Source organism: Virgibacillus halodenitrificans (genome assembly GCF_001878675.1).
In the GTDB taxonomy this organism is placed as follows: Bacteria; Bacillota; Bacilli; order Bacillales; family Amphibacillaceae; genus Virgibacillus_Q; species Virgibacillus_Q halodenitrificans.
This window is the reverse complement of sequence record NZ_CP017962.1, coordinates 877,938-894,061: the sequence shown is the minus strand read 5'-3', so window position 1 is coordinate 894,061 and position 16,124 is coordinate 877,938. Positions and strand designations below refer to the sequence as shown.

11 protein-coding genes are annotated in these 16,124 nt (G+C 38.8%); 1 reads left to right on the top strand and 10 read right to left on the bottom strand.

The genetic code is table 11. The features are described from left to right. Nucleotides 1-66: 66 nt before the first annotated feature. From BME96_RS04530 to BME96_RS04505, 7 genes are all read right to left on the bottom strand, one after another. The gene (locus BME96_RS04530; RefSeq protein WP_071648429.1) at nt 67-1,746 is read right to left on the bottom strand and encodes a cbb3-type cytochrome c oxidase subunit I; all 1,680 of its coding nucleotides are present in this window, start codon (nt 1,744-1,746) and stop codon (nt 67-69) included. Nucleotides 1,747-1,764: 18 nt separating this feature from the next. Next, the gene (locus BME96_RS04525; RefSeq protein WP_071648428.1) at nt 1,765-2,232 is read right to left on the bottom strand and encodes a cytochrome c oxidase subunit II; all 468 of its coding nucleotides are present in this window, start codon (nt 2,230-2,232) and stop codon (nt 1,765-1,767) included. A 13-nt stretch (nt 2,233-2,245) separates the two neighbouring features. Next, complete coding sequence (locus BME96_RS19510; RefSeq protein ID WP_019376204.1) at nt 2,246-2,407, bottom strand: hypothetical protein; 162 nt, start codon at nt 2,405-2,407, stop codon at nt 2,246-2,248. Nucleotides 2,408-3,273: 866 nt separating this feature from the next. Further along, nucleotides 3,274-6,999 carry a helicase-exonuclease AddAB subunit AddA gene (addA, locus tag BME96_RS04520; RefSeq protein ID WP_071648427.1) on the bottom strand — a complete coding sequence of 1,242 codons (3,726 nt, stop codon included), beginning with the start codon at nt 6,997-6,999 and terminating at the stop codon, nt 3,274-3,276. Next, entirely contained in the window at nt 7,000-10,494 is a 3,495-nt protein-coding gene (gene addB, locus BME96_RS04515; protein ID WP_071648426.1) for a helicase-exonuclease AddAB subunit AddB, read from the bottom strand. Between the two features lie 252 nt (nt 10,495-10,746). Next, nucleotides 10,747-11,298: a signal peptidase I gene (lepB, locus tag BME96_RS04510; RefSeq protein WP_071648425.1), complete on the bottom strand. Its 552-nt coding sequence runs from the start codon at nt 11,296-11,298 to the stop codon at nt 10,747-10,749. A 54-nt stretch (nt 11,299-11,352) separates the two neighbouring features. Further along, nucleotides 11,353-11,997, bottom strand: coding sequence for a TVP38/TMEM64 family protein (locus BME96_RS04505; RefSeq protein WP_071648424.1), 645 nt, complete (start codon nt 11,995-11,997; stop codon nt 11,353-11,355). Between the two features lie 218 nt (nt 11,998-12,215). Between BME96_RS04505 and BME96_RS04500 the strand changes: the two genes are divergently transcribed. Next, a complete protein-coding gene (locus BME96_RS04500; protein WP_019376198.1) occupies nt 12,216-12,659 on the top strand; it encodes a YhjD family protein in 444 nt (147 codons plus the stop codon). On the opposite strand, the gene BME96_RS04495 is transcribed toward BME96_RS04500, so the two are convergent. The 3 genes from BME96_RS04495 to BME96_RS04485 form a co-directional block, all read right to left on the bottom strand. Further along, nucleotides 12,553-13,035, bottom strand: coding sequence for a competence protein ComK (locus BME96_RS04495; RefSeq protein ID WP_231478707.1), 483 nt, complete (start codon nt 13,033-13,035; stop codon nt 12,553-12,555). The two genes, BME96_RS04500 and BME96_RS04495, sit on opposite strands and share 107 nt — an antisense overlap. A 206-nt stretch (nt 13,036-13,241) precedes the next feature. Further along, nucleotides 13,242-14,780 carry a fatty acid--CoA ligase family protein gene (locus BME96_RS04490; protein ID WP_071648422.1) on the bottom strand — a complete coding sequence of 513 codons (1,539 nt, stop codon included), beginning with the start codon at nt 14,778-14,780 and terminating at the stop codon, nt 13,242-13,244. Nucleotides 14,781-15,071: 291 nt separating this feature from the next. Beyond that, nucleotides 15,072-16,067 carry a lipoate--protein ligase gene (locus BME96_RS04485; RefSeq protein WP_019376196.1) on the bottom strand — a complete coding sequence of 332 codons (996 nt, stop codon included), beginning with the start codon at nt 16,065-16,067 and terminating at the stop codon, nt 15,072-15,074. Nucleotides 16,068-16,124: the final 57 nt, after the last annotated feature.

The window sequence follows — 16,124 nt, the reverse complement described above, 5'->3', positions numbered from 1 at the left end:
TGGAAAGGGAGTAGCCCGATTCGAGGACTATTCCCTTCAAAGCTTACAACTTGTAGATGTGTTGTCTTACCACGTACGGAATGGTGGAGAGCCCGGAGGTGCATTTACAATCATGTCAACTACAGGAATGACATAACCCATGGAAATAATAGCAAATGCTACTACAATCCATAATCCCCAGCGTTCTGTCCATTGTGGTGTAGGTGCTGCGTCGTCTTCTGGCTCTGCAATTGGAAATTCTGTATTACCTTTTGGTGCTTTAAACATTAAGTGGAATGCAATATAAACCATAAGCACCACAGCTAAAAATAACAAGGTTCCACCAATTGCAAGTGAGAATAAATACGGACTCCAACCAAGTGCAGTAGCATGGTCACCATATGTGCTAAAGGATGTTCTTCTTGGAGAACCTAGCAACCCTACCCAGTGCATTGCTCCTGCCATTAAATACATGCCAACTGTCCACATTACAGTTTGAATAACACCTAACTTATTTAATTTCGGAGTCAACTCCCGCTTGGACAAATATGGGATTAACCAATAAGTAATTCCAAAGAAGGTTAAGGCTACAGTAACTCCGACAGTTAAATGGAAATGGCCGACAATCCATAGTGAGTTATGAACAACTTGATTTAGCTGGTTATTTGTTTGCGCAATTCCACCAGCACCTGCTGGAATAAAGGTAATCATTGCAATCATTGGAGCAAGGAAGCGTACGTCGCCCCAAGGCAGTTTTTTAATCCAACCTAATAATCCTTTTGCGCCTTTCTTTCTTCCTGCCCGTTCAAATATAGCGAACATCGCAAACGCAGTTAGTAACGAAGGCAGGGATATGGATAGACTCATAAACACATGCATGAATTTGATTCCTTCACCGATTGCAGGGTCAATAATTTGGTGGTGAAAGCCTCCAGGAACGTTCAAAATGACAGATAATATAACGACAACACGAGCGAGTGTATCACTAAATGTTCTTCCGCCAATGATCTTCGGTACAGCTACATACCATGCTGAAACGGCTACCAAATACCAAACGTTAACAGCTGTGTGCCCAAAAGCCCAAAATAATGTCCGACTAAGCATGACGTTGACTGTTTCTGTCCAACCAAAAGCCCATGGAATAAGCATAAGTACTTCTGCTGTGACCCCTAAGCTTCCTAGGAATAGAAGCAAGAAACCACCTACTGCAAAGAATGAAAACATTGGTAAATGTTGACCGCGATTTCTCTTTTTCCAATTTGCTGCACTGATAAATACTCCTAAAGCAGCTAGCCAAACACCTAATACGACAAAGACCAAACCAATATAAAACCACGGGGATGCTTGCATCGGTGGATAGAATGTGTACATGACAGATGCTTCTCCCATAAATACAGTTGCAGCAACTAATGCGACACCGAAAAGCATCGATACTAAAGCTGTCCAAGCAATTTTTCTAACTTTAGGTAATAGTCCCCCCAGTGTATGAGATACTCCTGAGTAGAAGTAACCAACCATAAACAGAGTAGTAAATACAACAACAAGTAATATACCGTGAGCTGTTAACACTTGATAATAGTTAAGCCATGATGGTAATTCCAATAGTCCTGCACGGTTAAGACCCTGAAGTAAGCCTAGCGTTCCCCCAAGAAATAAAATAATAAATGCTAGAGATAGATATGTTAATGTAAGCTTCGCATCTTCAGAATTAACCCCTAAAGCTTTGTTTGTTTTTTCACTAAATGTCTCTTTTAAAGCTAACGCCATGATCGTTTCCTCCTTTCTTTATTTCACCGTTATCGTCGTGCTCATCATTTGATGTCCTGCTCCACAATATTCATTACATAAAATTAAATACACCCCTGGTTCCTCAAATGTCTGTGTTATCTTTTGAATATGCCCTGGCATCACCATTGCGTTAACGTTTGTCCCTGCAATTTGAAAACCATGCACAACGTCCTTTGATGTCATTGTGAATGTTACTTCAGAGCCTGCCGGTACTTCAATTTTATTTGGAGTAAAACTAAAGATTTGCAATGTCATAACAACTTCATATTTACCTTCTTCTGTTTGGAAAACCCCTGGATTATCAAATGGCGCTGTTTGATCTACTTTTTGGGGATCAATTGTTTCCTTATGACTTGGTGGAGCCATATCCATTGCAAATGCCTGATATCCAGTAACCACCATCGAAAGTATGAGTACGCCAACACTTATAACTAGCCAAATCTCTTCCGCACGATGCATTTTCATCGCTTTTCCCTCCCTATATTCCTACTCTCGTCATATAAATCACGAAAAGTAATACAATAAATGAGACTATACCGCCTCCAACAAATACCAGTGATGAGAACAATGCTCCTTTTAAGGATTGGTCATCATGGTGAACTACTTTTTCTTCTGGAGTGCTAACTTTTCCAGTTGCCATAGAAAATCTCCTCCTTGTTAATAACTTACTTTTATTTTAAATTTGTTTGTGCTCTGCTAAAGTGAACTAAATCACATGGCCGTGTGATTCGAATCACCATTTACTTCCTTCATGACAATTTGGTGAACAATACGATTAAATCGGAATACAGCTTTCTTAGAAAAGCTCCCCCATGTTGCCAAGCATTATTTCATTTACATACCATAGTAACGGAAACAATTTTACAAGTTTCTGTTGCAGAATTTGGATTACAAACGTTATCTCGTACAATTCTAATTTCTGCGTAGTAGGAGGAAACTTCGAACTAACTTTGATTTGATGAAAAGCTCAGTGAAATATTTGAGAAGAAGTGCCCCATTGATTTGCGTTTCAGGCGGACGCTTTCACACCTCCGGGTACAAGTCGCCGCATTCCACGCCAATCAATTCGTGCATAGCATATTCTGGATCTATGTGAACGCAATTTTTCTTCGCAAATATAAATGTGTATAGTAGCGAAGGGGAAATATGGAGACTCCTCGAAAATGAAAATACACATTTTCTTCGTGCGATGCATTGCTTACGAAGCTTTCCTTGTCCTGCGGGAGGAGAGGCCTAGATGAGACCCCGGAACGCGTATAGGGGCTGGAAGGCTAAAGTCGCGACGTCCTGTCGCAACGCCTTCATGACCAACATCATGTTGGCCCGAGGCTCATCAGCCCCGCGGAAAGCGGAATATTTCCCCGTAGCGGTGATTTACGCATCCTCTATATTCTTAGTTACGTCGCAGTTTATCCATTTTGCGAATTATTGGGGCACTCCAACATATATTTAGAGCCACTAAAAAAGCCAGCTTCCTATTAATAAGGAGCTGGCTTTTTACTAGTGTTATTCTTTTTTAATTGGTACATCCACCAATAGTTGCTTTGAAAAGAAATAAAGATATGTTTTCTTTACTGGTTGTTTCCAAATTGACTCTACTGCTTCTTTGTAGAGATGCATTTGAGTTTCATACCGTTTCCTCAACTTATCTTCATCTGTATCTGCATCCGTCAGTGCATCTGTTTTATAATCGAGGATGATCCAGCCGTCTGCATGAGGGATCAGACAATCGATAACCCCTTGAATCAACACTTTTTCATCTGTATCATCTTGCCATGCGGCATAAACCTCATTTGCAGGTAGAGCTAAACTGAAGGGGACTTCCCGATACAAATCGACAGTTTCCATCATATAGCTTGCAATGTCTGAACGTAGGAATTCCTCAATCGCCTGAAAATCAATAATATCAGCTTCTTCCCTTGTGAGAATTTCTCTCTCCACAAGCTCATCGGTGAATACCTCTATTTCTTCACTGGTCAACTGTTTTTGAAGCGGAATATGTTGCATGACCGTGTGTATGGCAGTTCCCCTTTCCGCTGCAGTTACTTTCTTCTCTTTCTGAATAAAATTAGGCCGCTTCACAATTGGTGCTTTATATTCTGTAACCAACTGATCTGCACTGTATTCATCCTTTATTTCACGTTGACGTTTAATCTCTGTAACTGTCTGCTTCGCTCTGGATGCAGCTGCTTTAGCATGAGGGTATTGATAGGATAAACGGGACTCCACTATATCCTTCCACTCATCATCCGGTACGTCTACCGGTTTCCATTCCGCCATATTTTCTTTTAGATGCAATGACTTTTCAACAATTGATTCCTCTAAATTCGCCAGTTGACTACCATGCAGTATCGTAACATCCCATTTTGATGGATCAATTTTTATTTCTTCCAACACCGCATCATGAATCTCATCCGTTCTTAAAATTGCACTCTCTTCATGTCTTATGAGGGCAGGACCTACCCAATCAAGATAGGTCTTCGCGTCCATGCGGAAGTGTGCAGGCAACACCCATTCAGAGTGATCAACCATCCGCTGCCACTTCTCTTGTTTTTTCTCAAAGGAGGCTACATTTCCAATCATCACAAGCTTTTCCTTGGCACGTGTAAGTGCTACGTACAAGACACGCATTTCCTCAGCTAATAATTCGCGGCGTTTTTCTTTACTTAACGCGTGAAAATACAAAGTAGGATACGTAATACGTTTAATTGGATCGATATATTTAGTTGCAAATCCCAAATCTTTATGAAGTAAATATTTCTGGTTTAAATCCATCATATTGAATTGCTTATCCATCGCTCCAACAATTACAACCGGGAATTCCAATCCTTTACTTTTATGGATCGTCATAATTCGTACAACATCTTCTTGCTCACTTAGTGCCCGTGCAGAACCCAGATCATCTCCACGCTCTTCCATTCGTTCAATAAATCTAAGAAAACGGAACAATCCCCGGAATGAGGTCGTTTCGTATGTACGTGCACGATCATACAATGCGCGTAAATTTGCTTGACGTTGCCGACCGCCTGGAATACCACCAACAAAATCATAATAACCGGTTTCCCTATAAATCTGCCAAATCAACTCAGATAATGCCCCTTGTCTTGATGCAACCCGAAAGTGATCCAGTTGATCGAGGAATCTAGCAGTTTTATCTGCTGTAGTTCCTTTTTCCTGCTTACTATATTTCTTTAAAGCCTCAAAAAAGGTTCCATTTTTTCCAGCTAATCGAATAGATGCAAGGTCATCTTCATTTAATCCTACAATCGGTGATCTTAGCACAGAGGCCAATGGAATATCCTGTCTTGGATTATCTATGATTTTTAAGAAGCTGATCATAATTTTTACTTCTATAGCTTCAAAATAACCAGAGGATAATTCCGCATACACAGGGATACCTTGTTTTTTTAATTCATCGACAATCGTTGGAGCCCATGTCATGGAGCGCATCAAAATAACAACATCACGGTATTGCAGATCTCTTTGTGTTTGTGTAGCTTTATCCACTACCTGCAGAGGAGCGGCCTCTTTGCTGCCAATCCATTCCTTTATTTTATTGGCATATGCTCTAGCTTCCAGTTGTGCTTTCTCCAGATCGCGGTAATCTTCCTCACCGTTTTCTTCGTCCTTATCTTCTTCTCCTTCTCTGTCAATAATCAGCAGTTCAGGGTTTGGAGTGGGATAAGGAAGTTCTTCATACATCTTATTCCCATAAATCAATTCCGCATTTTCATCATAATTAATTTCTCCAACTTGCTCATCAAGAATTTGTCTAAATATATAGTTTGCTCCTGCTAACACATGTTCTCTGCTTCGAAAGTTACTGGCGAGGTCAATACGTTGTGCCGGATGCTCCTCTTTCGCAAACCGCTTGTATTTATCAATAAATAACGACGGCTCCGCATGACGAAAACGATATATACTTTGTTTTACGTCTCCAACCATAAACATGTTTCCAGGACCATCCTGATCGCTGATTAATGTAAGCAACGTTTCCTGTACCATGTTCGTGTCCTGATATTCATCTACCAATAGCTCACTAAACTGTTTTTTAAAATGAATGGCAACATCAGATGGAATTGGCTGATCGCTCGTTGAGGTTTCATCTAATAATAATTGCAAACAATAGTGCTCCAGATCAGAAAAATCAACAATCGCCTTTTCCTGTTTCTGAACTGTGAAACGTTTTTTAAATTCCTTCACTAATTCTGTCAGCTGTTTAACAACAGGAGCCAGCTCCCGCATATCTTCTACATGGTTTTGCAGCTTTCTGCTGAACCAGCTCTTTTGCATTTTTGTCCAACGATCTTTATAACTATTGCGTAGTGTCTTCACCTTTTCCTTTTTGTCTTCATTACAATCTGATTTTTTTCTAGAAAGGGTAGCAAATTTACTAGTAGACATAAATGTTTGCAAAGCATCCCACGTATCCAAATGGACAAAGGCCTCTTGAACATTCACCAAATCTTTTTCAATCGTATCCGCATACTGGTAAGGACCATCATTTTCCCTTGTAATATCCAGGGCAAGTTCCATTTCCTGCTGGATTGCTGTAAGTTGATCCTTTACTTCTCGTTTAATAACCCCTAACCATTCCAAATCAGTCTCCTGCCAATTTTCTGGCACATGATAGGTATACGCTAATTCATCAAGCCATTGATCGGGCCACGGATTTTGTACGGCAAATGTATAAAGATCTAATATTAACTCCTCTACTTCTACATCACTTCGATCACTGGAGAAACGATCAACAACCTGGAAAAAGGCTTCCTGCTCCTCTCCTTCCGCTCCATACCAATCCTCAAACAAATCTTCCATTACTTCCTGTTTGATTAAGTCTGCTTCCATGTCATTGGCTATTCGAAATCCTGGATCTATATCAAGCAAATAGGCATATTGCTTCACCACATCCAAACAAAAAGAGTGTAAAGTGGAAATAGAAGCACGCTGTAAAAGAGAGAGTTGTTTCTTCAGATGAATAGAAGATGGGTCCTCTGCCAGCGCTTTTTCAAGAGCTTCCCCCACCCGATTCCGCATTTCTTGGGCAGCTGCATTTGTAAATGTAACAACTAACAATCTGTCAATATCCACCGGGTTTTCCTTGTTTAATAGTTTCTGAATAATCCTCTCAACTAATACAGCTGTTTTACCAGAGCCAGCTGCAGCTGCGACAAGTACATCCTTACCAGATGTGTAAATTGCATCCTCTTGTTCTTTTGTCCAATTGACCACTTATTTCACCTCTCCCTCGTCTACGCGGATCTTTTCCAGGATTGTTTCTTCTTTCATTTCTGTCAGTTTTCGGTAATTATTATCCTCAAGCATCGGATCAAACTGACATACTGCATGAAATGGGCAGTAAGTACACGCTATTTGTTGCTTGTGCTGATATGGATTTAAGTGAACGCCACCTGCTGTCATATCAATTCCTGCCTGCATCATCAGTTGATGAATATGTGTTTGCAGACTAGTAAATGTATCTTCATCTGCTATTTTAGAGGAGCTGTAAAATCCTCCGTTCTTTTTCACACCAGCTGGAACAATTGTGCTCGTGCCCGATTCCAGGCTGTTATCCATCATTTTAACGATATCTTCATCTGACAATAAAAGACCTTGCATTTTATACTTCTTAAAAATCTCTTCTTCTATTTTATCTTCAGGTAATTTTTGATCACCGGAAATCATCGGATTATGAACATGGAAATAGAGTACACCAGCTGGAGTAGCCTTTACTCCAAGCCATGTCTCAGAATGTGTCAATACCACATCCAAATATGTTAGCATCTGTAATGCCAGTCCATAATAAACTTCGAGTAAATTCAAACCCTTGGAGCTTGATTTATAATCAATAATCCTCAAAAATAAAGATTCATTATTTATCGCCTGATCAATACGGTCAATTCGCCCTCTAAGCATCAATTCATACCCGTTGGGAAGCGGGAGAGTTAAAGGAGGTAGTTTTTGATCCGTACCAAAGCCAAGTTCCAGTCCAACAGGCGAAAAGTTACTCTGTCTTGCTTGCTCACTAAGAATGTAGGCAGCTCTTGCAATAACTTCCTGCAATTTTTGCTGAATATACTTGTATCTGTTGGAACTATGCAAAATCTGGTGCTGTAATATAGGTGCTAAATTTGTTACAGCTTTACGGGCATAGCCTTCCGTATCGTTTTTGGTTAGTTGAGCAAAGTTTCTTCCTTCCTTTTGCACCCATTCCGTTATTGTTTTTAATGCTTCATGAAACAACTGACCAATATCCGGCGCATCCAGTTTATACGTCTTTCTTTCATCCAATCCCAGGCTATATTTAGCAAAATGCTGATAAGAACAACGATAGTAGGTTTCCAGTCTCGATACACTTGCCTTTACCTGCTTTGGATATAATTTCCCCACTGTCTCCGTATCCAGGTTGATTGGTTTATTTTCATAAAATAAGCTTTGCAATACATTATAAGTTGTACTATAACGCTCATGATGGGTAATATACCAATTTAATACATGCCACCAAATCGGCTTTACTGGGTAACCTTTTCTATTACGAGCTAATTGAGCGGTCAACGCGGATCTGGTTTTCGTCGGAGTAGTTATAAATCGATCAGCTTCAACTAATTCATCCGGATCCTGCAGTAATAAATGTTCACAACAAATCGGGAAAAGATCCTCCACCCGCTTAATCAGTTGAGAGGGCATTTTTGACTTTCCTTCCTCATCACTTAACGGATAACTTACCCAAAGCTTGTCCTTTGCTGAAGTAAATGCGATATACATATAAAACCAATCATCAAGCAATTGGCGCTTACTGGTTTCAGCTAAACGTAGTCCATGACCGGCCAATAATTCTCTTTCCTGCTCATTAATCATCCCATCACCCGATGGTTTCATAGGCCAAACGCCTTCGTTAACCCCAAGGAGGAAGGAGCATTTGATTCCGCTTATACGGGAACGATCAATCGTACCAACAATGACATGATCGATGCTTGGTGGAACGTGAGCAAATTTCAATGTTTCGAAACCGGCATCCAATGTTGCACGAAATGTTGTCAGTGTCATGGTTTCCTCTCCAGCCATTTCCACCATTTCATCAAATAGTTGAATAACCGCGTTCCACACCTGCTCTTGCTCTCTTCCTTTTTCTATCTCACTTCGCTCATCAAACAATTCACGCATTTGCTCAAGCCGATTTGGTACACCTAACTCCTCCAAAAGTAAGTATGTGCGTTCACATAGCTCCCGGATCGTACTCACTCTTCGCATATCTTCATCAAATGGGGCTAATGCACTTACTACTTGCTTACGGTACCTATTAATTCTTTTTTGAATCTCTTTTTCTGTATCCGTTTGTGTTGCTTGATCAAAACCCCTGAAGCGTTGAAATACCCACTCTTCATCACCTAACCAACGATTTCTCGAGCGTATACCATATTCCAGGACATAATTTTCTAACTCATCAATTGCATCAGCTGTTAGCGGATATTCCTTGTCTGTTACTGGGATGAATCCTGTTTTCAACACACGGAAAATGGCATCATATCGCCAATTTCCTTCTACAATATCCAGTACTGATCTAATAAATTCTATCAAAGAATGATTAAGCATCGTTCTTTTTTCATCTATAAACACAGGTATATCATAGTCTTCAAATATCGTTGCAATCAGATCGTGGTATGTATCTGTTTGCCTGATAAAAACAGCAAGGTCCCGAAAGCGGTAATTCTCTTCTCGAACAAGACGGATTACCTCCTGTGCTACACCTTCTACCTCTGCCCGAGGATGTACGGCTTCCGCAATGCGAATTGGTGTCTCTCCATCAAACTGAGGTGCAGGCCTTACGTCAAAATATTGCTCTAAATGGGCAAAGTAAGGACGATTACTAAATCTGCCATTAGCCGGATCTAACTGTACTGTTTCTTCCAGCGGGATCTGATTTTCTATAGCAATTTGTTGTATTTGATGGTACGTCTTCACCGTCTGATAAAATAAATCCAGTTCTGAAGCCTCTTTTTCTAATCCATCTACTGTAAGAGCAATGGTGACGGATTTGCATTTTTTTAATAAGGCTTCTACCACTACTAACTCGTTTGGGGTAAAACGATGAAAGCCGTCCAAATAAACCTCCGCATCCTCAAGCAAGCTGGATTCACTTATTTTATCCGCTAATAATTGTAATTGATCTTCACTATCAATATATTTATCTTGTAAAGCAACCATTAATTTTTCGTAAATATATGCTAGATCATCAAGCTTACTAATTAATGCTTCTTCTCCTGATTCTTTGTGGACATAGCCCTCTATTTCTTTCATTTGACTTTGAAGTGCTTCCGGACTAATGTTATATCGTTTAAATTCCGTTATCATTTTTTCCAGTTGAGTAAGAAATCCTTGTTTTTCCATTGCTTTTTGAAAAACACGCCAGTCATCCGTTTTTTCCTCAATAATTTTTCGTAGCATCATTTGTACGCCAACAGAGCTAATAAACTGTTTCGTTCCCCCACCTGTTTCTTGAAGGATTCTCCATGCCAACCTGGAGAAGCTTACTACCTGTGCGCGAATACTACCTACAATATCCTTATCGTGGAAAAGGGCGGATTCCTGCTGAAATGTCATTTGATCTGGAACAATATAGAAAATAGAGGTGCCATTTGGCTGATCCAATAACTTCTCTTTAATCTCATCCATTGTTCTGCCGCTTTTTCCTGTCCCGGCGCGCCCCAGTAAAAATCGAAGTCCCATATACCTTCCCCCATTCTCTCCCTTTATTAAATATAATCAGTAGCAACTATTCTTTATAAATGAACTTGTATCGGTACAATTTTCAATAAGCTGCACATTAAACAAACTTTTATTAACCAAGAAGTTACTTTGTAGTTTATCTATTTTACAAATCATTGGATAATCCAACATATATATTAAAATCATAAAAAAGCTTTCATCCTTTATTTTACCAAAGATGAAAGCTTTCGAGAACAAAAGCGCAGGTGATCTTTATTTACCAAGTGTTAAGCTAGCTTCCGTGAGGGGCCAGTACTTTACGTCTACTTTTCCTACTAATTGCTTTTGGGATATAAATCCAAACGATCTACTGTCAAGACTATCTTCCCTGTTATCTCCCATGACAAATAATTTGCCCTCAGGTACTTCTGCATTTCCAGTTATCTCTTCCAAAGTAAAGTCTTCCGTAAATAGTTCATTGCTGTTCACATTCCTATACGGTTCCAAAAATTTCTCTTCTATATATTTTCCATTAATGTATAATTTATCATCCTTATACTCAATCTTATCACCTGGCAAACCGATTACACGTTTCACATAATCATCCTGTTGATTGGCATGAAACACAATAACGTCAAATCGATCTACATCTTCCAGGTTATATACTACTTTATTTACCATTAACAGATTTCCGTCAAAAAGTGTTGGCTCCATCGACTCACCATCGACAACATAACTCGCAAACAGAACCGTGCGAAAGATAATTGCGATAGCTATTGCAAATATAACTACCGGGAGAAACTTACGGTAATGTATTTTCTTCATTTTTATCACTCCAGAGTTATTATCTATCATTATAATACCCTGGTTTAATGAAGTTTAACCGTTTCTCCCTTTCAATTGGGCTTTCTTCTCTAAATGTTTTTCGATTAACTTACCTATTCCCCAGAACAATACAATACCTATTCCAACAATTATGGTTTTCATTGGATTTTTTGCAAATTCCAAAATACTTGACCCAATATAAGCCAAAGAAAATATCATTACCGACTTTCCTAATATTACAGCGAGAATAAACTGCTGCATGCTTATTTTTGAGAGTCCTGCTACCACATTGATCACGGCGGAGGGAGAAAAAGGAAAACACATTAATAAAAACAGTGGACCAAACCCATGCCTTTCAAGCCATGCAGTGACCTTTTGTACCTGTCTGTTCTTTCGTATTGATCTAAATACCTTCTTATCTCCAAGACGGCGTATGATAAAAAAGACAAGAATAGCCCCAAGACTTGATCCTGCCCAGGAAAGAAGAAAGCCCTCAAGCAATCCGTAGGCTGCTGCATTTGCAAAAACAAAGACTACTAAAGGCAAAAAGGGAAGAAATGCTTCGATAAAAGGTAATAAAATACCTGGGATAGGCCCCAGATTTTCATAATTATTTAAGAGCTGCATGATATATTCATCTAATTGGTCGTTCTCCAACATCATTCGCCAATTAGATAGCTGGATATCCATTAAGTACATGTGCCTGAATCCCCTCTGTATGTAAAATCTATTACATGTTTAATTCCCTTATTTACTCCTAGTCTAACTAGTTTTAGTTTAATGTAAACCCTGCTTTCTGAAAAGTAAAATCTATCGCCACTTTCTTTTCATTTCCAGAAATTTATATTGTATTTTATGTGATTTATGACATATACTAAAAGTATAGGAACAAACGTTCTGTAATTGGAGGAGTGTTTATGCGTTATCTTAATGATGAAGAGTTGCAAATTAGTTCCCGCTTCCTTTTTCTATCAATGGCCCTCGTAGTTATTCAACAGGATATTCAGCTTTTTAAAAAAGGCCCTTTTAAAATTAAAGAACTGTACCTTCATCCGTTGGAGAAAATGGAAACAGCTGGTATTAATGAACGGAAGGAACTGAAAAAAATAATGCAGAAGAAACAATTAAAAGTTTTCACACTTACTAAAAATGATTCCTTTTCATCATTTTTATTTGTTTGCAGAGGAAAGGAAGAAAAACGAAACTATTTTAATCCTGCTATTCGAAAAAAAGTCGAGGTTATTTTACAGGAGCTTATGAAAAAGGCGATTCAGCAACACGATCTGCATGATGTTTCTGCAAAAACTGCAGCCGCTTATCAAGTAAGTAACGGTATTGAGCAGTCCTTTGAATCTGATTAAGGACAATTCCATAGGAGGTAGTAATAAAGATCTTTTTACCGTTTTTGAAGATAATTTCTGTACCGGAAGTTTGGGCTTGGTTTACTTGATCGATATGGGAATGAGCAATCCAGCAACAATTTGAGTTTGAGGGGGAATTAGTTGGAAAGAAATACATCCCACTCGAGGGGTTAATTGTGATTGGGGCCTTGTAGGTAATTCCACAAATTTCCCGAGTCCCTTCCTGGCGGCCTTTAAGGCTGCTTCCAAAGTACTTGCAAGATTGGTCTATAAGTCTACTTGTATGGGCTTGTACAAGATATTCCGTGTCTTCCTCAACCACCTGAGTAGTACGGTTTTCTTTTCTATCCCGCGAAGCAATCAGCGCTAATGTCATTGGGGTGATTTCAGGTAATGGGGTATATAAATCGTTTAACATAATGTTCATCCTTTCGTCCAAAACGAAAAGAAAGCGGCTTCCATACTAATTTACCAAAACATAAGAAAAAAAGATACTAAAATAACTAAATTTTATAATAATTTATAAAAAACTCCCTCCCAACTCATTTTTAATAGTTGAGAGGAAGCCGCCTCCTCCACAATTTATTTAGATACTTTTTCCCGTAAACTTTTTCTAAGTATTTTACCAGTCGTGTTTTTCGGAAGCTCTTCCAAAAATTCAATTTTAGTTGGAACTTTATACTTTGCCAATTGTTCTGAGCAATATGCTACTAAGTCTCTTTCCGTTAACGCAGCGTTATCCGTTACAACAAAGCTTCTAACAGACTCACCAGTCTCTGGATCCGGAGCACCGATTACCGCTACTTCAGATATATCCGGATGAGAATATAGAACTTCCTCTACTTCCCTTGGATAAACATTATAACCCCCAACAAGAATAAGATCCTTCTTTCTATCTACAATGTAGAAATAGCCCTCGTCATCCATTCTGGCCATATCCCCTGTATATAACCAATCGTCTTTTAATGTGACTGCTGTTTCTTCGGGCATTTTGTAATATCCTTTCATTACATTGGGGCCACGGACAACTAATTCTCCTACTTCTCCTACAGGCACTTCCTCACCGAACTCATCAACAACCTTATTTTCCACATTCACTATGGTAGTACCAATAGAGCCTGGTTTTCGAGGACGGTCCAATGGATTAAAGCAAGTAACTGGAGACGCCTCGGAAAGGCCATATCCTTCAGAAATTTGGACATGAAACGTTTTTTCAAATTCCTTCAGCAAGGCAACAGGCATTGAAGCGCCTCCTGAAATACACAGGCGAATACCTGAAAAGTCTTCTACATGTCCTTTGGCAGTTTGCAATAAGTAGTTATACATTGTCGGCACACCAGCAAAAATGGTTGCCTCATGCTCTTTTGTAACCCTGAAAACATCCTGTGGTGAAAATTTTGGCAGAACTAAAATTGTTCCGCCGTTCATTAAAGGAGCGTTCAACGATACAGTTAAACAAAACACATGGAACATCGGCAATGCTGCAACAACCCGATCCTTTCCGCTTATTGTTAAATAGTCAGCTACATCTCTTGCATTTGAATACAGATTCTTATGTGTAAGCATCGCACCCTTAGGCGTCCCAGTGGTACCGGACGTATATAAAATAATCGCAATATCATCTTCATCCAACTCCGGACCAATATATTCGGCATCACAACTATGGAGCAAGTTTGTAAACGATTGCAATTTAGTTGATAAAGGATGTTCCTGTAAGTTGATTTTTTCACCTGTTTCACAAGATATGTAATGACTTACTTTAGGTAATTGATCAGCAATAGCTGTAAATTTTTCAAGTAGGACATCCATCGTGATAACTGCTTTAATGTCTCCATTTTTAAGAATATAGGTCAATTCGTATGGTGTATATAATGGATTAATTGGAATCACTGTAAGCCCCATTCTCAGAGCCCCATACAATCCGATTACAAAGTAAGGACTGTTTCCCACCACAAGGGCAATATGGTCACCCTTCTTATAACCAAGCTGCTCCAATTGAGAAGCAAATTTCCGGACCGCCCCCTCCAATTCCATATAACTTGTCTTTTGACTTTCAAAAATAAATGCTACCTTGTGTGGATTGTTCTCTGCTGTAATGGATAATTGTTTACTTAAATTCACCATGAAACCCCCTTATATTATGAATGAATAATCATTCATTTTATTGCCATACTTTAAACCTTATGAATTTTAATACAATTTAAAGTATAAAATAGAAGTAGTCATTTTTCAAGTGGAAGCGGTAACATTTATTGTCAAAAATGTTGTAGAGAGTGCGTTGCTTTGATCTTTTTTATTTATCACAAGGAAAGATTTATCCGCAATAAAAAGTAGAACAATTTAATTCCCAAAAAGAAAAAATGTAAATATAAGAAAAGCGTACAAATCTCCAGATTTATACGCTTCTCTTAATTAATAGATAAGGTTAATGAAGTCTTCTTTAGATATTCTGCCTAGATAGTGAGGCACATCAACATCTGCTAATGCTTCTTCAATTGCTTGGCGATTGTGGCGCACACCGGAAAGTCTCTCCTCAATTACGCTAACCTCTCCAACACCAAAGAAATCTCCAAAAATCTTACAATTCTCAATGATGCCTTTTTTAACATCTAAGCGAACATCAACTAGGCCAGCATCAAATTTATGAGATTCTTGTATGTTAAAAGTAGGGGACTTTCCATAATTCCAATCCCAGTTTTGATAACGTTCTTTAGAAATCTGCTTTACGTTTTCCCAGTCTTTTTCAGTTAGTTCATAACGTGGTACCTCATTAACGTCCTCTACTTCAAAGATGTAACGCAATATAATTTCTTTAAAGTCTTCCATGGAAACCTTCTCATCAAGAAATTCGGAAATATTTGCAACTCTACTGCGTATAGATTTTATTCCCTTAGATTGAATTTTTTCTTTCTTAACTTTTAATGCAGAAACTACGTTTTCAATTTCAGAATCTAGCATTAATGTTCCGTGGCTAAACATACGGCCTTTTGTGGAAAACATCGCATTACCGGAAATCTTCCGCCCATTTACAATAAGATCGTTCCGACCCTTTAACTCTGCAGGAACACCCAGCTTATTAAGTGCCTCCACCACTGGTTGAGTAAATTTAGCAAAGTTTTGGAAGCTGTTACCATCGTCTTTTGTGATAAAACTGAAATTCAAATTTCCTTCATCATGATATACTGCTCCGCCACCTGACAGCCTGCGAACAACCTTAATATCATGCTTGTCCACATAATCCGTATTTATTTCTTCAATCGTATTCTGATTACGGCCAATAATAATGGAAGGTTGATTCACATAAAAAAGTAAATATGTATCGTTTTCTCCGAAATTTTGTAAGACATATTCTTCTAATGCTAAATTAATACTTGGATCTGTAATCCCTTTATTATCAATGAATTTCATAAGTCTTCCTCCCTTAGTTTCCATTCCTCTTTCTAGTTTAATGGAATCGTTCTTCTT

Coding starts and splice junctions, on each gene's coding strand:
- BME96_RS04530 (WP_071648429.1), bottom strand. CDS start 1,746: ATGGCGTTAGCTTTAAAAGAGACATTTAGTGAAAAAACAAACAAAGCT.
- BME96_RS04525 (WP_071648428.1), bottom strand. CDS start 2,232: ATGAAAATGCATCGTGCGGAAGAGATTTGGCTAGTTATAAGTGTTGGC.
- BME96_RS19510 (WP_019376204.1), bottom strand. CDS start 2,407: ATGGCAACTGGAAAAGTTAGCACTCCAGAAGAAAAAGTAGTTCACCAT.
- addB (WP_071648426.1), bottom strand. CDS start 10,494: ATGGGACTTCGATTTTTACTGGGGCGCGCCGGGACAGGAAAAAGCGGC.
- lepB (WP_071648425.1), bottom strand. CDS start 11,298: ATGAAGAAAATACATTACCGTAAGTTTCTCCCGGTAGTTATATTTGCA.
- BME96_RS04505 (WP_071648424.1), bottom strand. CDS start 11,997: ATGTACTTAATGGATATCCAGCTATCTAATTGGCGAATGATGTTGGAG.
- BME96_RS04500 (WP_019376198.1), top strand. CDS start 12,216: ATGCGTTATCTTAATGATGAAGAGTTGCAAATTAGTTCCCGCTTCCTT.
- BME96_RS04495 (WP_231478707.1), bottom strand. CDS start 13,035: ATGACATTAGCGCTGATTGCTTCGCGGGATAGAAAAGAAAACCGTACT.
- BME96_RS04485 (WP_019376196.1), bottom strand. CDS start 16,067: ATGAAATTCATTGATAATAAAGGGATTACAGATCCAAGTATTAATTTA.